13 protein-coding genes and 1 pseudogene are annotated in these 22,094 nt (G+C 75.5%); 7 read left to right on the forward strand and 7 right to left on the reverse strand.

All coding sequences use genetic code 11. The features are described 5' to 3' along the window. Positions 1-2 precede the first annotated feature (2 nt). The 5 genes from ADK41_RS14590 to ADK41_RS14610 are packed head-to-tail and all read left to right on the forward strand — an operon-like array spanning position 3 to position 12,412. Complete coding sequence (locus ADK41_RS14590; RefSeq protein ID WP_030826570.1) at positions 3-857, forward strand: DUF4132 domain-containing protein; 855 nt, start codon at positions 3-5, stop codon at positions 855-857. Next, positions 854-5,911, forward strand: a complete 5,058-nt coding sequence (locus ADK41_RS14595) for a hypothetical protein (protein WP_030826571.1) — start codon at positions 854-856, stop codon at positions 5,909-5,911. The genes ADK41_RS14590 and ADK41_RS14595 overlap by 4 nt, the downstream gene beginning before the upstream one ends. 35 nt (positions 5,912-5,946) lie before the next feature. After that, complete coding sequence (locus ADK41_RS14600; protein WP_030826572.1) at positions 5,947-7,116, forward strand: ATP-binding protein; 1,170 nt, start codon at positions 5,947-5,949, stop codon at positions 7,114-7,116. 5 nt (positions 7,117-7,121) lie between these two features. Next, positions 7,122-10,658, forward strand: a complete 3,537-nt coding sequence (locus ADK41_RS14605; protein ID WP_030826577.1) for a vWA domain-containing protein — start codon at positions 7,122-7,124, stop codon at positions 10,656-10,658. Beyond that, on the forward strand, positions 10,655-12,412 hold the full coding sequence (locus ADK41_RS14610; RefSeq protein WP_030826580.1) for an SWIM zinc finger family protein: 1,758 nt from the start codon (positions 10,655-10,657) through the stop codon (positions 12,410-12,412). The genes ADK41_RS14605 and ADK41_RS14610 overlap by 4 nt, the downstream gene beginning before the upstream one ends. Before the next feature lie 245 nt (positions 12,413-12,657). Here ADK41_RS14610 and ADK41_RS14615 read toward each other — a convergent pair whose 3' ends face one another. The 3 genes from ADK41_RS14615 to ADK41_RS14625 form a co-directional block, all read right to left on the reverse strand. Then, positions 12,658-13,167, reverse strand: coding sequence for a hypothetical protein (locus ADK41_RS14615; protein WP_030826583.1), 510 nt, complete (start codon positions 13,165-13,167; stop codon positions 12,658-12,660). A 180-nt stretch (positions 13,168-13,347) separates the two neighbouring features. Then, positions 13,348-14,439: a DUF475 domain-containing protein gene (locus ADK41_RS14620; RefSeq protein ID WP_030826586.1), complete on the reverse strand. Its 1,092-nt coding sequence runs from the start codon at positions 14,437-14,439 to the stop codon at positions 13,348-13,350. 139 nt (positions 14,440-14,578) lie between these two features. Then, positions 14,579-15,541 carry an NADP-dependent oxidoreductase gene (locus ADK41_RS14625; protein ID WP_030826589.1) on the reverse strand — a complete coding sequence of 321 codons (963 nt, stop codon included), beginning with the start codon at positions 15,539-15,541 and terminating at the stop codon, positions 14,579-14,581. A gap of 125 nt (positions 15,542-15,666) precedes the next feature. Between ADK41_RS14625 and ADK41_RS14630 the strand changes: the two genes are divergently transcribed. Next, the gene (locus ADK41_RS14630; RefSeq protein ID WP_030826592.1) at positions 15,667-16,647 is read left to right on the forward strand and encodes a GlxA family transcriptional regulator; all 981 of its coding nucleotides are present in this window, start codon (positions 15,667-15,669) and stop codon (positions 16,645-16,647) included. A 24-nt stretch (positions 16,648-16,671) separates the two neighbouring features. On the opposite strand, the gene ADK41_RS14635 is transcribed toward ADK41_RS14630, so the two are convergent. The 3 genes from ADK41_RS14635 to ADK41_RS14645 all read right to left on the reverse strand — a co-directional run bounded on the left by ADK41_RS14635 (position 16,672) and on the right by ADK41_RS14645 (position 19,473). Then, the gene (locus ADK41_RS14635) at positions 16,672-18,204 is read right to left on the reverse strand and encodes an FAD-dependent oxidoreductase (protein WP_030826596.1); all 1,533 of its coding nucleotides are present in this window, start codon (positions 18,202-18,204) and stop codon (positions 16,672-16,674) included. 48 nt (positions 18,205-18,252) lie between these two features. Then, on the reverse strand, positions 18,253-19,140 hold the full coding sequence (locus ADK41_RS14640; protein WP_030826599.1) for an AurF N-oxygenase family protein: 888 nt from the start codon (positions 19,138-19,140) through the stop codon (positions 18,253-18,255). A gap of 150 nt (positions 19,141-19,290) precedes the next feature. Continuing rightward, on the reverse strand, positions 19,291-19,473 hold the full coding sequence (locus ADK41_RS14645; protein WP_030826601.1) for a hypothetical protein: 183 nt from the start codon (positions 19,471-19,473) through the stop codon (positions 19,291-19,293). Between the two features lie 14 nt (positions 19,474-19,487). On the opposite strand from ADK41_RS14645, the pseudogene ADK41_RS14650 reads away from it, so the two are divergent. After that, positions 19,488-20,474, forward strand: a pseudogene (locus tag ADK41_RS14650) (MFS transporter); the annotation flags it as partial. 57 nt (positions 20,475-20,531) lie between these two features. Here ADK41_RS14650 and ADK41_RS14655 read toward each other — a convergent pair. Next, a complete protein-coding gene (locus ADK41_RS14655) occupies positions 20,532-22,091 on the reverse strand; it encodes a mucoidy inhibitor MuiA family protein (protein WP_030826612.1) in 1,560 nt (519 codons plus the stop codon). Positions 22,092-22,094 lie beyond the last annotated feature (3 nt).

Here is a 22,094-nt window from a genome sequence, read left to right on the forward strand (position 1 = left end):
GCATGGGGTGGGTGTCGGCCGGCGGCTACGAAGTCGCCCTCGACGACGGCAAGGTGGTGTGCCGCAACGCGGCCGGACGGCGGCTGAAGTCCGTGCCGCCCAAGATCGCCGACGATCCGGCGGTGGTGGGGCTGCGCCAGCTCACCGAGTGGCTGGAGCGGCATGAACGGCAGTGCCTGGCCGATGTGGAGCGGTGGATGGTGCGCTCGCTGCCGGTGCCGTTCGAGGTCCTGGCGCGGGTGTGGCCGGACCCCGCCTGGCAGGCCGCCCTCCGCGACGTGGTGGTCACCGGCGCGGACGGCACGGTGGCCGGATTCCTGCGGGACGCCGACCCCGAGCGCGGCCTCGGCCTGGTCGACCTCGACGGCGACACCGTCCGGCTCACCCCCGGCCTGGTCCGCCTGCCGCACCCCGTGCTCCTCGACGATCTGGAGGAGCTGCGGGAGTTCGCCGTCGAACTCGGCGTCGAACAGCGCGCCCCGCAGCTGTTCCGCGAGGTGTGGCACCGGCCCGCGGCATTCGACGCCGAGGCCCTCTCCGTCGAGGACTACGCGGGCGGCGCCTTCAAGGAGCTGAGGTTCCTGCACGGCCGCGCGACCCAGCTGGGCTACCGCGTGCGCGGCGGCCACGCCGTGTGCTCCGTCGTGGAGGACGGCCGCGCCGTCGAGGCCCGGGTGTGGGTCGGCGACTACGACGGCTACGAGGAGACGGAGACCGGCCCCCTGGTCTTCACCGACCCGGTCGGCCGGGTGCTGAAGCTCGGCCGGATCGGGCCGGTGGCCTGGTCGGAGGGCATGCGCATGGCGGCCGCGCTGTACGCCGGACGCGACATCGAGGACGAGGAGCGTGCGGCATGACGACCCACGACGGATTCACGTACGACGAGACCACCTCCGCCGCGCTGCTCGACGCCGGCGCCGTACTGCCCCCGGGCACCACCGACCGGGAGGACGCCGACGTCCTCACCGTCCGCACGTACACGCACACCGCGCTGGACGGGCGGAAGGTCGTGCGGCTGGTGCCGGGCACGCTGGGCGAGGCGGAGGACCTCGCCCTGGACTTCCTCGGACTGGTCCGCGAGCCGGAGACCCGAGAGGTCGGGCAGGTGCGCCGGGAGACCCTCGGCTTCCCCGCGTGGGCGCTGGTCAACGACCCGGCGAACGGGCACCACGCGCTGGCGCTGGTCAAGGACGTCGAGCGGCTCGCCCGGCAGGCCAAGTCCCGTCCCGGCAACGCCAAGGACGGCTTCGAGGCGCTCGGTGAACGGCTCGGCCGGGCCGTGCCGCACTTCCTGCCCACCTTCTACGAGCAGGCCGCCCGCGTCTTCCTCCAGCACGAGAACACCACCTACGCGGCGGCGTTCTTCGGCAAGGCCCGCGACGCGGAGCGGGTGCACGCGCTGACCGTGGACGAGGAGCGGCAGCGGGCCGTGTTCCTGGAGTTCGCCTTCGCCGGGGCCCTGACGGTCAAGGCGCTCAAGGAGCACGTGAAGGCGCTCGCGGCGCGGCTCACCCCGGCCGACGCCTGGGCGCAGTTCCGGCAGCTGACGGTGGAACGCTGCGCGGCCGGCATGCCGCCGTACGCGTCACTGCCGCAGGACGCCCGCGCCCTGATCAAGGCCGCCGGCCTGGACCGGGTCACCGAGGAGTGCGCCCTGGTCGCGGACCTCCTCGCGTCGCCCGCGGCGGTCCGGGCCCCCGCGTCCTTCTGGAACGCCTACCGGGCGACCCTCGTCCTCCTCGCCGGACGGCGGCCCGACGTACGCGGCCGGCTGCTGGAGATCATGCCGGCCGGTCTCGGCCGCTCCACCGAGGACGACGAGTCCTGGCTGGCGCTGCTCGCCGAGACCGGCGCCGACCGGCTGCTCACGGGCGAGGACGGGGAGACGGACGCGGTCGACGCGGCGGACTGGCTCACCCGCTGGGCCCTGCACCGCAAGCACGGCGGCACGGTCGGCGACCGCTCGCCCGCCACCCTCGCGCTCGTGGAGCGCATGGCCGCGCGCCTGCGCGACCAGGGCCGCCCCGTCGACCTCTTCACCGGCCGCTGGCACGCCGGCGCCGACCTCGACCTGCTGGACCTGTGCGTGGCCCAGGACGTGCCGCTGGCCCGGCCCGGGGCCGGCACGGACGTCCACCTCGACCTCGGCCGGTGGCTGGAGGACACCCGATCCGGGCGGCGCGACCTGACGGCCGTCGCGGCGGACCGGCACGGCCGCCGCATGCTCTACGACGCCGTCGGCGACCACCACCGCCGGCACACCCGCCGAGGAACGCCGGAGGGAATCGCCGGCCACCCCGTGCTCGCCGACGTGCTCCGCGAGTGGCTCGACGACGCCGCCGGCGAGCTGCACCGTGCGGCCGGCCTGGCGGCCGCACGCGCGGCGCTCGAGCGGCTGAGCCCGTTCCGCGCGATCGCCGCACGGATCAGCCCGGGGGCCGTCGCCCGGGCCGCCGCGCTCGACATCGCACCGCTGCTCGGCAACACCCTGCGCGCCGGAATCCCGGACGAACTGGGCTGGCCCGCCCTCGACGAGGCGCTGCGCCGGCTCGACGCCGAGACCCGGCGCGACAGCGAGGACACCCTCGCCGTCCACGAGGCCTGGCCGGCCCTGATCCTCTCCCGACGGCACAAGGCGATCGTCGTGGGACCGCAGGACGTCCTGCTGGAGCACGACCTGCGGCTGCCGGTCGAACTCGGCCGCTGGCAGCGCCCGTCGTTCCGCTACACGGACGGCGAACTGCTGGTGATGTGGCGGCACGACGGCAAGCAGTACGGCTACTGGTCGGCCCGCCCCACCGAGGTGTTCCCGCTCGGCGGCGAACAGCTCCCCCACTGGTACGGCAGCGGTGACGCCGGCGAGACCTCGATCCCGCTGCCGGACGGCGGACGGGCCACCGGCGGACGCGCCCTGCACGCCGGCGACACGGTCCTGCCGCCCGCGCGCCGCATCCTCGGGGACGGCACCTCGTACTGGCGCCAGGGACGACAGGGGACGCGGCAGGTGTGGCTCGAGTACGACCCGGCCACCGGCACGCACGGGCGTGCCTCGCTGCCCGCCCTCCTGCGCTCCGGCATCCGCGACGACGCCACCCTGCTCCCGCAGCACTGCGCGGTGCTGCCCCTGCAACCCGGCCTGGAAAACAGCCCGTTCGGCACGGACGGCACGGTCCTCGGCCGCTGGGTGCGCACCGAGGGCGACGGCGACGAGGCCCGCACCACCGTCGGCACGCCGGACGGCCGGACCGTCACCCTGCCGACGGCGCACGGACGGATACCGGGCGTCGCGATCGGCGCGCTGCGGCTGCCCGGCGGCGTCGCGCCCGTCGTCGTCGCCCACCACCGACAGATCGCCCTGTACGCGACCGACGACACCGCCGCCCTGCGGGAACTGGGCCGGCTGACACCGCTGGAGCGCGGCGGCGAGTTCGCCGCCGGCACGCGACTCGTGCCGCCGGTCGACTTCTGGCACGCGCTGCGGCCACGCGACGAGAACGCCTCGGCGCTCCTGCGGACACTGAGCGACGAACAGGCCGGGGAACTGCTGCGCGCCGGGGCCGAGGCACTGGCCGAGCGGCAGGCGAGGATCGCGGCGGCGGGGGAGCGGGCCGACTCCCCGCAGGCCACCGGGGGGCGGAACCCCGCGGGGGCCACCACCGGCGAACCCGCCGTCCCCACCGCCGACACGGTGGTGCGGGAGGCCGTCTCCCGCTCCCTGCCCGCCCTCACCGAACCGCACCTGCTCAAGGGCGTCGCCGCCCTCGTGCACGCGGTGCTGCGCCTGGCGGCGTCCGTCGCCGCCTTCGTCACGCCCCCGGTCGAGCGGCCCAGGACCGAACGCAGGCGCACCGAGGGCATGTTCGCCGACTACAGCCCCGAGGACGGCGACGAACAGACCCTGCGGGAGGCGACCTCCGGTCTCGCCGACCTGCACGGCTGGTGGGGCGGCGAACGGAACTGGAGCACGCTGCGCCAGATCCGCGCCGTGAACCACGTCCTGTCCGGCAGGCCCGCCGACGGCAGGCCCCTGCCCGCGTCGTCCCGGTCCACCGGGGCCGCCGACGGGTGGCGCAGCGACGAGTTCACCGTCCCCGGTATCGGCGCGGTGTGGCCCTGCGTGCTCGACGCGCTGCGCCCGCTCGCCTACCGCGCCGCCTCGCCCACCCTGACGGAGCCGCACCGCCGGGCGTTGCTCCTGCTGTTCGAGGCGATCACGGAGGGCCCGCTGGCCGCGCCCGGGGGCGCGCTGCGCGAGGTGGTGCTGAGCGAGCCGCACGACAAGCAGGAACGCGTCGGCCAGGTGCTGCGCCGGGAGGGCCGCACCGTCGTCGTCATCGGCGGCCGGAACGTCGACCACCGCACCGGGCGGGTCGGCTGGCTCGCCCTGGACCACGATCCGGCCGGCGTCTTCGGCGCCGTCGCACACTTCACGCTGGAGCGGGAGACCGCGCACCCGCCGGTGTTCCCGGCCGAGGCGCTGGCCGCCGTGACCGCCCTGATCCGGGACAAGGGCGCCGCGCCCTGGCAGCCGGAAGCGCCCGCCGCCCTGGCCGCCGCGACGAGGGACGGGCTGGGCCCGGTACAGGCGGCCCTGCTGCTCGCAGGGAAGCCGTCCCAGCTCACCGACGAGGTGATCGCCGCCACCGGTCTGAAGCCGCGCCAGAAGCAGCTCGGCGACGCGCTGCTGGGCTCGCTGGAGCCCGGCGACCGGCTGGCGCTCATCGGCGCGCTGCTCCCCGAGAACCCCGCCGACCTGTGGACCGCCGGACCGGACACGGACGCGGCGGGCCGCGTGTGGGCCGAGCGCCTCGACGGGGTCGTGCGCCTGCCCGAGGACCTCGCCGGAGAGCTCTCCCTGGCAGGGCTGACCACCGGCTCCGCCGAGGAGGTGCTCAACCCGCACCGCACCCCCTGGATCAGCCGCACCACCGTGCAGCGGCCCGACAAGGACGGCGACCTCGTACCGGACGACCCCCGGGCCCTGCCCGGCCGGTACCACCTGACGCGCGCCGTGACCGCCCTGGCCGGGCTCGCCTACTCCCTGCCGTACGGACACCCCCTGCGTGCCGTCCTGCCCGAAGGGCTCACCGCGCTGCGCCGCCGCGTCGCGGACCCCGGACTGCTGCTCGACCTCGACCTGGAGTGGACCGAGAAGGGCACGCCGACCGCCGCCGAGCTGCGCAAGGCGTACGGACTGCCCGCCACCGGCGGCGCCGACGCGCACGGACTGACACCCGTCGGCGAGGCGCTGGTGCTGCGTCCCTGGTACGGGGACCAGGAGGCCGTCCTGGTCCGCACGAGCGCCCTCACCGCGGTGGACGACCCCCTGTTCGGACTGATCGAGGGGCTCGTCGGACCCGGACGGTACGACGGCGCGCAGGCGCTGCGGACGATCCTGGGCGACGAACTCGCCCGCGCCCTCGCGGCCGGAACGGATCCCGCGGGGCCCACCGGCTACGCCCAGGACCCGACCCTGAGCGTGCCCGGCCTGGTCGCCGAGGTCGCCGGGACCCACGGGCTGGGCGAGGACGCGGCGGCGCTCTACCTGCAACTGCTGGCCCTGCCCGACCCGACGGACCACAACCGCGCCCGCTGGACGGGCTGGAAGCCCGCCCGCGCGAAGAAGGCCCGCGCCGAACTGGCCGCCACCGCTCTGGTCGTCGAGGCGAAGCGGGCCCGCGCCGGACGCACCCTCTTCCTGCCGTGCGGCTGGCTCGACCTGAAGTCCCCCGGCCGGCCGGTGGAGATCTGGAAGCGGGGCCTCTACCCGGTCCACGACCGCTCCAGCGCGGTGCCGCTGCTGCCGGTGCCCGAACTGTTCGCGCGCGCCTGGGACCGCGTCCGCGCCGGCGACGCACCCGCCTACGAGGAACTCACCACCCGCGCCACCCGCAAGGGCCGCCGCCGATGACCACCGTCCACCCGCACCCGGAAGAACCCGCGCCGATGACCACCACCCCGTCCCCTTCCCCGGCCCGCCAGATCGTCCCGCCCGAGGACCGGTACGCCACCGAACTCGCCTTCCTCGCCGCGTACGACGACGGGCCGCGCCCGCCCGCCTGGCGGCTCAGCCCGCGCGCGGTCGTCACGTTCGTCATGGGCAGCGGGGGCCGGGCCCTGAAGCTCCCCGACGGCGCCGAGGCGCCCGGCGCAGTCCCGCGGCGCCTGGTGGTCGAGGACAAGTTCGTCGGGGACCGGGCCCTGGTCGAGCGGTGCGTGGTGACCCTCGCCGGCGAGCGCGGTCTGCTGCTCGTCGGCGAGCCCGGCACCGCCAAGTCGATGCTGTCGGAGCTGCTCTCCGCCGCCGTGTGCGGCACCAGCGGCCTGGTGGTGCAGGGCACGGCCGGCACCACCGAGGACCAGCTCAAGTACGGCTGGAACTACGCGCTGCTGCTGGCCCAGGGGCCCACCCGGCAGGCGCTCGTGCCGTCCCCCGTCCTGACCGCCATGTCCCGGGGCGCGATCGCCCGCGTCGAGGAGGTCACCCGATGCCTGCCCGAAGTGCAGGACTCGCTGGTGTCGTTGCTCTCCGAGCGGCGCATCGCCGTGCCCGAACTGGCCGGCACCGACGACGCGCTGGCGCACGCGGCACCCGGCTTCAACCTCATCGCCACCGCCAACCTCCGCGACAAGGGCGTCTCCGAGATGTCCGCGGCCCTCAAGCGCCGCTTCAACTTCGAGACGGTCGGCCCCATCGGCGACCTCGACGCCGAGACCGCGCTGGTGCGCGGCCAGGCGCGGGCGTCCGTGGAGCGCGCCGGGGCGCCGTTCCAGGTCGACGACGCCGTGCTGGAGGCCCTGGTCACCGCCTTCCGGGATCTGCGCGAGGGCCGGTCGGCGGAGGGCTGGGAGGTGGAACGGCCGTCGACGGTGATGAGCACCGCCGAGGCCGTGTCCGTCGCCGGCGCGCTCGCCCTCGCGGCGGCCTACTTCCCGGGCGACCGCGACGTCCTCGGACTGCTGCCCGGACACCTGCTCGGCGTGGTCCGCAAGGACGACCCTGCCGACGCCGCCCGGCTGCGCGGCTACTGGGACGGTCCCGTCCGGCGCCGCGCCGAGCAGGGCTCCGCCACCTGGCGCACCCTGTGGGACCTGCGTACGGTTCTGGAGGGCTGACGGCCGTGTCCCTCTCCCGCAGGGCGGCCCCGCAGGGCCCGCCCGTCCCGCCCGACGAGGCGCTCGCCGCCCTCACCGGCCCGTCCGCGCCCTACCTCGTCGGGGTACGGCACCACGCGCCCTCCCTGGCCGCCGCCCTGCCCGCGCTGCTGGACGACGCGGAGCCGCAGGTGCTGCTCGTCGAACTGCCCGCGGAGATGCAGCAGTGGCTGCCCTGGCTGGGACACGAGGAGACACGGGCCCCGGTGGCGCTCGCCGCCGCCCCCGGCGAGGGCGGCGACGGGGGACCGGCGTTCTACCCGTTCGCCGACTTCTCGCCCGAACTGGCCGCCGTGCGCTGGGCCGCCCGGCACGGCGTGCCGGTGGTCGCCTGCGACCTGCCGCTCGCCGACCGGGCCTGGACCGACGGGCGCCGGGCCGCGGGGACGGGGTCCGGCGGACCCGGTCTCGCCACCGCGCTGCGGACCCGGCTGACGGGCCGCCCCGGCGACGACCTCTGGGACCGGCTCGTCGAGACGTGCGCCCCCGGCTCCCCGCCCGAGGCCCTGCGCCGGGCCGCCCTGCTCACCGGGTGGGCCCTGCGCGAGGACGCGGCCGCCTCGGGCGGCGTACCGGAGCTGGACCTGCGGCGCGAGCGCTGGATGCGGGCCCGGCTGGCCGAGGCCACCGCACGGGGCGAGCGGGCCGCCGTGGTGGTCGGCGCCTTCCACGCCCCGGCGCTGCTGCGGCGGGACACGGGGGAGGAGGACACGACGGCCACGGACGACGCGCGACGGCCCGTGTGGAACACCTCCCTGATCCCGTACACCTACGCCCTCCTCGACGAGCGGTCCGGCTACCCGGCGGGCATCCGGGACCCGGAGTGGCAGGACATGGTCCTGCGCGCGGCGGGCGACCCGGCCGCGCTGGAGGAGGCGCTGACCCGGGCGGCCGTACGCGTCTGCGCCGAACTGAGGAGCCTCGGCCACCCCTCGGGACCGGCCGACGCCCGGGAGATCAGCCGGCTCGCCTCCGACCTCGCCCGGCTGCGCGGCCTGCCCGCGTCGGGCCGCGGCGAACTGGTCGAAGCCGTCCAGACGGTGCTCGCGCAGGGCGAGCCGTACGGGCGCGGCCGAGCCGTGGCACGGGCGATGGAGCGCGTGCTCGTCGGCACGCGCACCGGGCGTCCCGCCCCAGGGGCACCGCGCAGCGGACTCGTCCCCGCGGTCGAGGCCGAGCTGGCCCGGCTCGGCCTGCCCGGCCCGGAGACGGGCGGCCCCGGCCCCGCGCGGGACCTGCGGCTCGACCCGCTGCGGTCCGACCTCGACCGGCGCCGTGAACTGCTGCTGCGCCGGCTGACGGTGTGCGGCGTGCCCTACGGGGAGGCCAAGGAGGTCGTCGGCGCGGGCGGCGCCGAGGCCCTCACCTCCCGCTGGGAGGTGCGCTGGACCCCCGCCACGGCGGCCGTGCTGACCGCGGCCGGAGTACGCGGAGTCACCCCCGCACAGGCCGCCGAAGGAGTCCTGCGCGAACGGCGGCGCCAGGAGCGCGACGAGGGCGGGCCGACCGCCGCGCAGGCTCTCGAAGGGCTCGAACGGGCGGCGGAGTGCGGCCTGAGCGGGCTCGCGGACGAACGGCTCGGCGACATCGCCGACGTCCTGCCCCAGGCCGGCACCCTGCCGGAGCTCCTCGCCGGGCTGTCCCTGCTCGACCGGCTGCGGGCCGGTCATGTCCCGGGGCTCCCCGCCGAGCCGGACCGCGCGCCCCGGGCGGCCGCCGCCGCGGAGCTGCTCACGGCGGCGGCGGTGCGGCAGGTCGACGGACTGACCGGGTCCGAGGACCCCGCCGACGCCCACGCCCTGCTTGAACTCTCCCACCGGGCCGACCTGTCGGGCGGCATCCGGCTCGCCGGCGCCCTGCACCGCCTGTCCGCCGGCGGCTCCCCGCTGATGCGCGGTGCCGCCGGGGCCGTACGCGTCCTGCTCGGACACGAGGAAGCACGGGTCTTCGGCGACCGCGTGGCCTCCTGGGTCGACGGGGCCACCGACCCCGGCTCCCGCGCCGCCCTCACCGCCCGGCTCGGCGGACTGCTGACCGCCGCCGGCCCCCTGCTGGAGGCGGCGGCGCCCGCGCTGGAGCCCCTGCTCACCCGGGTGACCGAGCTGCCCGACCGGGCGTTCCTCGACCGGCTCCCCGCGCTGCGCGGCGGCTTCGACACCCTGAGCCCCGCGGCCCGCGACCGCCTCCTCGCGGCCGTCGAGGAGCGTCTCGGCGCCGCGCGCGTCGCCGACACGGACGGCGTCGCCCCGGCCACGCTCGCCACCTGGACCGAAGCGGACTACGCGGCCCGCGGGGCCCTGCGGTCGCTGGGCCTGCTGCCCCCACCGGGCGGCGGTCCGCCGCAGGGCGCGCCGGAGCGCCCGGAGAGCGGGGCTCCGGCGGCCGCCGAGGAGCACCTCCTCGCCCCCGCCGACCGCTGGCGCCTCCTCCTCGGCCGCCGCGCCGACCGGCTGCCGCCGTCCGCCGCGCCGCTCGCCACCGCGCTGGACGAGCTGTACGGCAGCGGACGCGGCGAAGGCAGCCGGGGGGACCTCACGGGCCCGGGAACCGGCGGAGGACGCCAGGCGCCGTACCCCGGAGTGCGGGAGTGGTCCGAGGAACTGGCCGCGCTGTTCGGGCCGGGCATCCGGGAGGAAGTGCTGGCGACCGCCGCCGCGTCGGGCCGCGGGGACGTCCTCGCCGAGCTGGACGCGGACAGCGTACGGCCCTCGGTGGACCTGCTGCGCACCGTCCTGCGGCACGCGGGCGGACTGCCCGAGGCCCGGCTGGCCGCACTGCGCCCGCTGGTACGGCGGCTGGTCGACGCGCTGACCCGTCAGCTGGCCACCCGGCTGCGCCCCGCCCTGCACGGCGCCGCCCTGCCCCGCCCCGGCAGACGGCCCGGCGGCGGCCTGGACCTGCCCCGCACCCTGCGGGCCAACCTGGCGACCGCGCGCCGCGCCCCGGACGGCACGGTGCGGGTGATCCCCGAGCACCCGGTGTTCCGCACCCGGGGACGCCGGGCCGCCGACTGGCGGCTGATCCTGGTCACGGATGTGTCGGGGTCCATGGAGGCGTCCACGGTGTGGGCCGCGCTGACCGCCTCCGTCCTGGCGGGGGTGCCGACCCTCTCCACCCACTTCCTGGCGTTCTCCACGGAGGTCGTCGACCTCACCGGGCACGTGGACGACCCGTTGTCGCTGCTGCTGGAGGTCAGCGTGGGCGGCGGCACCCACATCGCCGCCGGCCTGCGGCACGCGCGCGAGCTCGTCACCGTGCCGTCGCGCACGCTCGTCGTGGTCGTCAGCGACTTCGAGGAGGGCTACCCGCTCGGCGGTCTGCTCGCCGAGGTCCGCGCACTGGTCTCGGCCGGCTGCCACGTCCTGGGCTGCGCGAGCCTCGACGACACGGGCCGGCCCCGCTACTCCACGGGGGTCGCCGGCCGGCTCGTCGCCGCCGGCATGCCCGTCGCCGCCCTCAGCCCGCTCGAACTCGCCCGCTGGGTAGGGGAGAAGATCACATGAGCCCGGACCTGCCTCCGGTCGTCCCGTCCGTCACCGCCGACCTCGTCGCGGCGCTCTCGCCCCGGCTCCGCAAACGGCTGGACGCGGGCGTGACCAAGCTCCTGGCGCGTCCGGCCGTCCGGGAGGGCGACACCGTGCGGATCGCCGTCGACGACGAGACCGACGTCGTCCTGCGAGCGCCCGGCGGGACGGTGACCGACGCGGACGCGATCCGCTGCGGATGCCTGCTGGCCCCCGACTGTCTGCACCGCGCGGCGGCGGCCTCGGCCGCGCCGGTCGCCGAGGAGGCCCCGGCCTCCGCCGAGGTCACGGAGACGGCGGGGGAGACGGGGACGGCGCCGACGGAGCCCGACGCCGCCACCGCGGAGCAACGCGCCGCGGCCCGGGCGGTGTTCGACGCGGCCGCGGCCGTCCTGGAGGCCGGCGCGGACGGCGCTGGCGCCGTGCTCCAGGCGGAGCTCCTGCACGCCGCGCACACCGCCCGCCTCGCCGGTCTCCCACGGGCCTCGGCCGCGGCGGTCTCCGTGGTGAGCGGGGTGCGCGCGGCCCGCTCCGGCGACCCCGGACACCGCCTCACCGACCTCGCCGGCGCGCTGGCCGCCGTCCTGGGCGTCGCCCACCGCCTCCCGCACGCCACCGGCCCGGACCTGGGCGAACTGCGCGGCACGGTCCGGCAGCCGTACCGCCCGGACGGCTCCCTGCGGCTGTACGGGCTCTTCTCCGAGCCCGTCCTCACCGCGACCGGGTACGCGGGCGCGGTCACCTGGACCGCCGACGCGGACGGGCGTCTGTACACGGTCTCGGACGTGGCGCCGGGCGGGCCCGCCCGGGCGACCGGCGCCGCCGACCGGACCGTGCGGATCGGCGACACCGCCCTGACCCACCGGGAACTGTCGCGCGCGGGACTCGCCGTGTCCGGGGCCACCGTCTCCCCGACGGGCCGTCTCGGCGCGGGGGCGGGGGTGCGGGCGGTCCGCGCGTCCGGCGCCGCCTGGCGCGCGGACCCGCTGGACCGGCTGTGGGCGGTGCCCGCCGCCGAGCAGGTGGCCCGGGCGCTGAACGGCGGACAGGACCTGCTGTTCCTGGAGGTGACCCTCGCGGGCACGGTGCGGGAGACGACGGGCGACTGTCTGCTGGCCGACTGCGCGGGCCTGCCCCTGCGGCTGGCCACCGCCCACGACGATCCCGCACTCCCCTGCCGCGACAACCTCCGTCTGCTCGCCGCCGCCGGGGGCAGCCGGCTGCGGGTCGTCGCGCGCCTGGCACCGGGCCCGTACCCCCGCGCCCTGCTGCTCGCCACCGAGCACCCCACCGATCCCGGCGCCCGGGTGGACCTCGGCCTGGACCGCCTCCAGCGCGCGGACCTGCCCGCCGGCGCGGTCGCGCCACCCGCGCGGACCGTCCCCACCGGGGACGAGGCCCCGCTGCACCTGCTGCGCCGCCGCGTCCACCAGGCGGTGCCGGGAGGCCGCCGTGTCCTCGCCCTCGCCGGGAACCGGCCGGGCGACGGCACCCGGCTGCGCCGTCTCGGCCTGGCCACGGCGGGCGATCTCCTCGACGACCTCCACGCCGCCGCCGCGGACCGCTCCCGCGACCCCTTCGGCCGCCTGCTCCCGGCCGACACCGGCCGCTTCGCCCGGGCCTGGCTCGCCGCCGCCGTCTACACCGACGAGGTCGAGCGGGCACTGTGCGCGGCCGCCTGGGGAGCCGCCGTGAACGAGGCGGCCCCTGCGGCGGCTCCCGGCGCCTCCTGACGCTCCTCGAAAGGACCGCTCGACGCCGTCCCCGTCGTCGTCCGTCGCCCCCGGGCCCGCACGGGGGCGTCATCGGCACGGTCCCGCGGCCCGGCCCGAGGACCCGGTCGGGATCGGGCCGGCCCGGCCGCCGACGCCCTCGCCCGGCAGCGGCACCGGAATCCCGGGTGGGGTCACGGTGACCGTGGACGAGATCCACCCGCACGTCCCGAACCGCTCAGGACCGTGGACCGCCGGACGAGTCGTCAGGCGGCCTGGTGGACCACGAGCTTGAACTCCGCCAGGACGATGTTCCGCGCCACACTGTCGTCATGGGTGGCGCGCACGGCGAGCGGGACGGCCGGGTCGACGAAGACGCCCCAGTGCTTCGTCCAGCACTGCATGCCGGGACTCGGCGGCCGGTGCTCCGTCGCCGTGGTGTCGTCGGGCGTCGGAGTGAGGCCGAGCGGGTCCCGGACGAACTGGTCCCGCAGTTCGTCGTAGTTCCCGGCCTCCCACTGGATCATCGCGTACAGGACGCCCCAGCCGGCCGTGCTGGGCCATATCAGCCCGGACCGGGCGTCCGAGTCCCAGTTCGTGACCACGTACCCGTCCGGCTGGTTCACCTGGTGCATGGAGAACCGGTCGGTGGACTCCGCGGCCCCGAAGGGGAAGCGAATGACCGTGTAGGGGCTGTTGGCCGGGACCGACTGCGGAGTGTCCCGCTTCAGGGAACACACCTGCACTCCGGGCGAAGCCGTCGCGTCGATGGGCATGCCCCGAATCTGCCCGTCACCGGGCGATTCGATGCGGCCTGGCCGGGAACGGGCCGTGTGGGCGTAAACCTGGTATGTCGGACGACCCGCTCCGCCTCCCCGGCGCGGACCGGGACGCGCGGCGCCGGCGAAGGATACCGGCCTCACGACGTGGGCCTTCGGCGGCGCCCGCCGGTGAGCTCACCGGCGTGCGGCGCGGTTGTGGCGGACGGAGGAGGAGAACGACGCGCTGATGAACGCGACGCCGATGAGGCCGGTGACGATGTCGTTGATCTCGTAGCGGATGCTGACGAGGAGGATGAGGGCGAGCGCGCCGATGGCGTAGTGCGCGCCGTGCTCCAGGTAGACGTAGTCGTCGAGGGTGCCCTGGCGGACCAGATAGACCGTCAGGGACCGGACGTACATGGCGCCGATGCCCAGGCCCAGCGCCATCAGGACGATGTCGTTGGTGATGGCGAACGCGCCGATGACGCCGTCGAAGGAGAAGGACGCGTCCAGGACCTCCAGGTAGAGGAAGGTGAAGAAGGCGGCCCTGCCCGCCAGGGCGACCGCGGGTCGCCCCGTCCCGGCGTCCTCGGAGTGCTGCCCGGCGTGCCCCCCGGCCTCCTCGTCGGCCAGCCTGCGCTCGAAGAAGTCGGAGAGTCCGCTCACGATCAGATAGGTGATCAGGCCCGCGATGCCCGAGACGAGAACCGTCTGGGCCTTGTCGGCGTGACCGCCGCCGTGCTGGTGGGCGTGGACGGCGAACGTCGTGGCGGTGACGAGGAGGACCCCGAGGGCGACGCAGACCGACAGCATGTCGATCCGGCCGAGCCTGGCCAGCGGCCGTTCGACCGGGCCGAGCCACTTGGTCTCGCGGTCCTCCAGGACGAAGTCGAGGAAGATCATCAACAGGAACATCCCGCCGAACGCGGCGATCGACGGGTGCGCGTCGGTGACGAGTTCCTGATAGCGGGCCTTGTCGGTGAGCGCGAGGTGGACGGCCTGGGGCGGGGAGAGCCGGGCGGTGACGGAGACGATGACGACGGGGAAGAGCAACCGCATGCCGAAGACGGCGATCAGAATGCCGACGGTGAGGAAGATCCTCTGCCAGAAGGCGTTGAGCTTCTTGAGGATGCCGGCGTTGATCACCGCGTTGTCGAAGGACAGCGACACCTCCAGAACGGCGAGGACGGCGACCAGCCCCAGCGCCGTCCAGCCGTCGTACAGCACTCCGGCGACCAGGCCGAGGCCCGTGACGGCGAAGGCCCAGCGGAACGTCTTCAACAGCACGCGGCACTCCCCACTCTCTCGTCGCGCTCGTCGCCGGAGGACGGGCCCCGTTCCAGTGCCCCTCTCGGTGATGTCTACTACGCCGGTGCCGCGGAAAGGCGGCCGACACCGCGCGAGTGGTCCGTCGACCGCACGCGGATCACCCCGCGACGTCCAGTACGAGCTTGCCGCGGGTGCGGTTGGTCTCGCCCCGACGGTGCGCCTCGGCGGCCTGCTCCAGCGCGAAGACGTGCTCGACCGCCACCCGGACCGCTCCGGAGTCGACCAGACCGGCGATGGCGGTCAGGGCCGCGCCGTCCGGCTCGACCAGAAGCGGACTGGTGCGCACCCCGGCCCGGCCGGCCGCGGCGGCGAGCGCCGGGGAGACACCGCCCGGGACGGAGACGACCAGGCCGCCGGGCCGGGTCACCGCGACCGACCGCACGTCGGTGGCGTCCAGGCCGCCGATCAGGTCGATGACGACGTCGACCCCGCCGGTCGCCTCCTCGAACCGCTGCCGGGTGTAGTCGATCGTCTCGTCGGCGCCCAGCTCCTCGAGCCAGGCGTGCCGGGACTCACGGGCGGTCGCGACCACTTCGGCGCCCAGGTGCCGGGCCATCTGCACCGCCAGATGCCCCACACCGCCGGCCGCGGCGTGCACCAGTACCCGCTGACCGGCCCGGACACCCGCGGTGTCGACCAGCGCGTGCCACGCGGTCAGCGCCGCGAGGGGCAGGGCGGCGGCCTCGGCGTGCCCGATCGAGGCGGGCTTGCGCGCGAACTGACGGGACGGCGCCGTCACGTACTCGGCGTAACCACCGGCCGGGCGCGGGAACCAGGGCATCGCGTACACCTCGTCACCGGGCGCGAGCGTGGTGACGCCGAAACCGACCTCCTCGACGACCCCGGAGACGTCCCAGCCCAAAATCAACGGCAGCCTCTGCAGTCCCGCCATGCCCTGTCCCGCGCGGGTCTTCCAGTCCACCGGGTTGATCCCGGCGGCGTGCACCCGCACCAGCACCTCGGTCGGCAGCGGTTCGGGCCGCGCGACCCGCCCGACGGTCAGCACCTCCGGCCCGCCGAACCCGCTGAGGGTGACGGCCCGCATGGTGTGCTCGCTCATGCTCTCCTCGTTCCTGTCCGTTTCGCCCGTACGACGACCGGGCCGCGCCCGGTGATCATCAGCTTCGTCGCACCGCCCCGGACACGGCGAGTGGCTGGAGAGCCACCTGTCGTACCATTCCAGCCATGGCGCACCGCATTGCCGTTCTCGCTCTCGAAGGCGTCCTCACCATGGACCTCGGCATCGCCGCGCGCGTGTTCGGCGCGGCGCGCGATCCGTCCGGCGCACCGCTGTACTCCGTGACGACCTGCTCGCTCGGCGGTCGGCCGGTCCGCACCCACGAGGGCTTCCGGATCGCCGTCGACGACGACGAGTCCCTCCTGGAGAACGCGGACACCGTGGTGATCGCCACCCAGGAACCCGAGGGGCATCTGCTCGCCACCGGCGAGCTGCCCGCGGAGGTCGCCGGGGCGTTCGCCCGGATCAATCCGCACACCCGCGTCGTCAGCCTGTGCACCTCGGCGTTCCTGCTCGCGGCGGCCGGGCTGCTGGACGGCCTGCGGGCCACCACCCACTGGGCGCTCTGCGACTCGTTCGCCCGGCTCTTCCCCCGGGTCGAAGCCGATCCGGACGTCCTGTTCGTCGACAACGGACGCATCCTGACCTCGGCGGGCGGGGCCGCCGGCATCGACGTGTGCCTGCACCTGATCCGCCGGGACCACGGCGCGGCGGTGGCCGGCGCGGCGGCGCGCCGGTGCGTGGTCGCGCCGTGGCGCGAGGGCGGGCAGGCGCAGTTCATCGAGCACCCGGTGCCGAAGGACGCCGACCGCTCCACCTCGGCCACCCGGCAATGGGCCCTGAACCGGCTGGCCGAACCCCTCACCCTGGAGGACATGGCCCGGCACGCGCACATGAGCGTGCGCACCTTCACCCGGCGGTTCCGCGACGAGGTGGGCACCAGCCCTCTGCAGTGGCTGCTGCGGTGCCGGCTGGACCAGGCGCGCCGGCTGCTGGAGTCCACCGACCTGACCGTCACGCGCGTGGCCACGGCGAGCGGTTTCGGCGACGCCGTCGCACTGCGCAAGCACTTCTACGGCCACCTCGGCCTGTCCCCACTGGCCTACCGCCGTGCCCACAACGCCCCGGACCCGACGGCGACGGGCTGACCGCCCCGGGATCCCGCCGGACGGTCAGCGGCGACGGCGCCGTACCAGGCGGCGGAAGGCCCTCGGCCCGCCGGCCGGTGCGGGCAGGGCGCCCGCCACCGCGTCGGCCAGCAGGGAGGCGACGGTCTCGGCCGCGCAGGCGCGGTTGGCGCCGATGCCTCCCGAGGGCCCGCGTTTGATCCAGCCGACGACGTACGTCCCGGGTCTGCCGGCCACCCGGCCGCGCTCGTGCGGCACGGTCCCGGTGGTCTCGTCGAACGGCAGCCCCGCCTGGGCCACCCCGCGGTGGCCGACCGCCCGCAGCACCAGGCCGGCCGGGATCTCCAGCTCGGCGGTGGTGCCGGTGACCCGCACGGCACGCGTCTCCTCGCCCCCGCACACCGCCACGGGGGAGGAGAGGAAGCGGAACACGATGCGCCGCCGCCGTCCCGCCGCGCCCGGCGGCAGGGACCAGTCGACGGCCTCCCGCGCCACGCCCCGCAGCACCGCCGCCTTGTCCCCGGCGCCGGAGGCGTCGACCGCCGCGCCGATGCGCGGATCGTGGTCGTCGATGAGCAGATCCACTCCGGGAAGGTGCTTCAGGGCGAGCACCTCGGGCCTGGTGTACGCCGCGTCCTCCGGTCCGCGGCGCCCGAGCAGCACCACCTCGCGCACCTTGCTGCGGCGCAGTTCCGCCAGCGCGTGGCCGGCGATCCCGGTGCCGGCCAGCGTCTTCGGGTCGGTGACGAGGATCCGTGCGACATCGAGGGCGACGTTGCCGTTGCCGACCACGACCACACGCTCGCACGACAGGCCGACGGCGTCCGGAGCGACCTCCGGGTGCGCGTTGTACCAGGCCACGAACGTGGTCGCGGGGACACTGCCCGGCCGGTCCTCGCCCGGAACGCCCAGCCGCCGGTCCGTGCCGGCGCCGACCGCGTAGATCACCGCGTCGTGGTGCGCGGCGAGTTCCGCCGCCGTGACGTCGGCGCCCACGTCGAGGCCCAGGTAGGTCCGTGCGCGCGGATGGGTGAGGAAGCGGGCGAAGGTCTCGCCCACCTTCTTCGTGGCCGGATGGTCCGGCGCCACGCCGTACCGGACGAGCCCGCCGGCGACCGGGAGCCGGTCGACGAACGTCACCTCGGCCCGCGTGTGCAGCAGCAGGTCCCTGGCGGCGTACATGCCGGCCGGGCCGGTGCCGACGATCGCGACCCGCAGCGGCCCGAAGTCCGGGGGCAGCACCCGGTCGAAGGACGGCGCGCCCCAGGCGTGGAGGTTCGGGCCCGAACGCGCCGGTGTCCCCGTCTGCTCGGGGGCCTGCCCGTCCTGCTCGAAGTAGGCCGCGTTGATCCGCGCGTACTCCCGCTGTCCGCCGGTGAGCCGGTCGACCGGGAGGACGGCGTCCACCGGGCAGGCGTCGGCGCAGGCGCCGCAGTCGATGCAGGCCCCGGGGTCGATGTGCAGCAGCTCCGTGCTGCCGAAAGCCCGTTCCTCGGGCGTGGGGTGAATGCAGTTGACCGGGCACACGGACACGCAGGTGGCGTCGTTGCAGCAGGTCTGGGTGATCGCGAAGGCCATGGTCGTCCACTCTGCTGAAGGCCGGGAGGGGGCGCGGACCGGAGGTCGTCAGACGAGGTGGGCGCGCTTGTAGAAGTGGAGCGCCGGCCCGGTGAGCAGTCCCACCGAGGCCAGGAACTCCATCAGGCCCGAACAGCTCGCCCGCATCATCGACTTGTGGTGCTCGTTGGCCTTCGCCTCGCGCAGGGCGCGTGCCTCGTCCAGGCCGGCGTTCGCGTAGACCTTCCGGTTCACCATGCTGGTGACGATGACGTAGGCCGCGACGGCGATCAGCAGGGCGTGGACCCGGCGGCGCAGCCGCCCGGCACGCGCGAGGCGCCTGCGCGTCTCCTCGCGGGCGAACTTCATGTGCCGGGACTCCTCGACGACATGGATGTTGTTGATGGTGCGGACGAAGGGCACGACCCGCTCGTCGCGCATCCAGTCGCGCTGCATGACGTCGAGGACCTCCTCGGCGACCAGGATCGCCGCGTACGCGGCCTCGCCGAAGGCGACGGTCTTGAAGAGCCTGCCCAGTTCGAGCGCGACCCGGTGCGGCCGGTAGGCCGGGGCCCCGAGCTTCTTCGCCCCGCGGGCGAACATGATCGAGTGCCGGCACTCGTCGGCGATCTCGGTGAGCGCCCACTGGACGGTGTCGTCCGTCGGGTCCTTGGCGTAGATGTCCCGCAGCACCATCTGCTGCAGGATCATCTCGAACCAGATGCCGGTGCCGGCGACGGACGCCGCCTCCTGGCGCGTCAGCGCCTTGCGCTGCGCGTCGGTCAGCTCGTTCCAGTACGCCGTCCCGTAGAGCGTGCTCCACTCCGGGCTGGCGCCGTGGAAGTCCGTGTCGAGCGGCGTGTCCCAGTCGACCTCGGTGAGCGGGTCGTAGGAGAGCTGCGCGGACGAGTCCAGCAGCCGCCGGGCCATGCCGTCGTCGGAGGTCCTGTTCCCCATGCCGAGGGCTCCTCGCATCGAGTCCGGTCAGTATTACCGCGGGTAACCATCCCGCTTGCTGACGAACTGTATAGCAAGAGGGGCCGTGTTCCTACCCCCGAGTAGCGGAAGGGGGCCTCCGCGTCCCGGATGTCACCTCCCGTCCCGGATTCACTCGACTCCGCCGGGAGTGGGCTGGGGCGTGCGGCCGGCGAGGACCTCCCGCAGCCGCTGCGTGCCCTGCTCGACGGCCGCCGAGGTGCTGTCCTGCTCGACCCCTCCGAGCCCGCCGTCGGTGACCGTGATCGCGTTCGCGTCGATCCGGACGGCGGCCACCTCCAGGGTGAGGGCCACGGGCTCGCCCCCGCTCCTCCACCTTCATCGCGGAGTACGCCCCGGACAAGCGGCGCGGCTGCTTCGGCAGCTTCCTGGAACTGGGCACGCCGGCCGGGTACACCGGCGCGGCGGGTCCGGTGACGGCCCTCACCGCCTGGCTCGGCACCGAGGCGATGGACGCCTGGGGCCGGCGCATCCCGTTCCTGGCGGCCGGGCCGCTGGGCATCGTCGGCGTCCACCTGCGGCTGAAGCGGGACGACACACCGGCCTGTCCGAAGCTGGAGCAGGGCGACGTCCACGTCTCCGAGGCCGCGAGCCAGAAGGAGACCACCGCCCGGCGCGACCTCGCCAAGATCTTCCGGCAGCACTGGCGGACGCTGGTGCTGTGCGTCGCCCTGGTCGGCGCCCACAACATCACCGACTACCTGCTGCTGTCGTACATGCCGACGTACCTCTCGGACGAGCTGCACTACAGCGAGACCCACGGTCCGCCGATCCTGGTGGCCACCATGGTGCTGCTGATGCTGGTCCTCAACCAGGTGGGCCGGCTGAACGACCGGTACGGCCGCAAACCGTTGCCGACGACCGGCATGCTGGGCTTCTTCTTCCTGCCCGTCCCGGCGTTCCTGCTGGTGCGGCAGGGCAGCCCGCTCGCCGTCTCGGCCGGCACGCCGATGCTCGGCCTGTCACTGGTCCGCCTGCTCGGCACCATGTCGGCGGCGCTGCCGGCCATGTTCCCGACATCGGCGCGCTACGGCTCCCCGTCGGTCGGCTACGACCTGTCGGCGTCGCTGTTCGGCGGCACGACACCCCTGGTCATCACGGCGCTGACCGGCGCGACCGGATCGGACGTGATGCCGGCGTACTACACGATGGCCGCGGCTCTGGTCGGTGTCGTCGCGGTGGCCTGCATGAAGGGGACGGCCCAGCAGCCGCTCGAGGGTTCACCGCCCTCGGTGCAGACGGAACGGGAGGCGACGGAACTGGTGCGGTCGCGGACACCGGCGCCGAAGTCCTGACGGGGACCCACCGGACGGCGACGTGCCGAGGACGCGGCAGCGGTGCCTCCCCCGGAGTCACAGGCCGGTGACCTTGCCGCTCGCCGAGACGTCGTAGACGAGGGTGACCGTGCGCCGCCCGCCCGGGGCCAACGGGACGTTCCAGCGGACGATGCCGTCCGCGTCGACGGCGTCGGGCGCGGGGGAACAGCCGTCCCGGCGCAGGCGCACCTCCACCGCCGAGACCTCGGAGACCGGGACGCGCTCCCGGACGACGACCACCCGGTCGTCGTGCTCGCCGGGGGCGGAGAACCTGGAGAGGTGCAGCCGGACGGTCCGGGTGAGCACGGTCCGCTGGGTGAGGCCCGCGGTCTCGCGGGTCTCCTCGGCCTCCCGCAGCACCCGGTGGTCGTCCCGGCTGCCGAAGGCGAGCTCGACGGGGGCGCCGGGCGCGGTGAAGTCCAGGGTGCCGCGTCCGCTGAACCCACTGCCGCGGACCAGGTCGACGGGCCCGGCGAGCAGCGCGTGGCCCGACAGGTTGTCGCACCGCACCACCTGGCTGACCAGGGGCGACAGCTCGGGCGAGCAGGCGTACTCACTCCTCGCGGCCGCGGTGAAGGAGGACAGCGGAACACGGTGGGCGCGGCCGTCCGCCGGCACGGAGACCGGCGCGGGGGAGTGGAGCACGCGCACCTCGCCGCCGTCGTCCACACCCGGCGGTCCGAGCACGGGGACGGGGCCGAGGTCCGCGATCTCCTCCTCGCGCAGGTCGACGTGGACGGTGCGGCGCTCCGCGGCGGAGCGGTCGGTGAGCGTCAGCCGGTCCTCGCCGAGCCGGGGCGGCTCCGCGCCACGCGCGGAACGCGCCGTCGACAGGGTCAGCCGTACGTTCGACCAGTCCTCGCCGGTGCGCTGCCAGACGATCGCGTCCGTGTCCAGCGTGAGGGACTCCCCGTCGAGCACGGCCCGGTAGGCGGGCCGCCACACCGCGCACGGGGTGAGGTGGCTCAGGCGCAGCCCGGCCTGCCCGGCGGCCGAGGCGTGCACGGTCAGCTCGATGTGACCGACCAGTTCGGCGGGTTCCGTCTCGGAGAGCCGCACGGCCCGCTGGACGTCGGAGAGCTCGGCGAGGACGGTGGCCGACTCGGCCTCCACGGAGCGCAGCCGCTCGCCGTTCGAGTCGCGTTCGTCGTCCACCCGGTCCAGCTCCCGGGTCCAGCGGTCCCTCTCCGCCTCCCCGGAGCCGGCGCCCTCGCCGATCTCCCGCAGCAGATCGGCGGCGAGACGGCCGAGCAGGTCGAGGCGGGTACGGAGCCGGTCACACCGCTGCTCCAGCGCCGTCCGTTCCTCTTCCAGGGCCGTCGCCCGCCGGCGCAGCGCGGAGTCGTCGTCGGCGGGCGACGGCCCGCGCGGCGTCCAGTCGCGGACGATCCGCGCGTCGAGCACGGCCGCCGGGTGGCCGGCGGTCAGCTCGGCGTGCAGGGTGCGGTCGACGGCCAGCGCGCTGACCGGTCCGAGGCGCAGCCGCTGCGTGCCGGCCCGCAGGTCGAGCACGATCGCGCGCTCGACATGAGCGCGGTCCTCCGTACAGGTGACGGCGGTGACGGGGAGGGGGATGAGCTCCGATGACGTAGACATGCT

Origin of the sequence: Streptomyces caelestis, from assembly GCF_001279005.1 — a bacterium.
Lineage (GTDB): Bacteria > Actinomycetota > Actinomycetes > Streptomycetales > Streptomycetaceae > Streptomyces > Streptomyces heliomycini.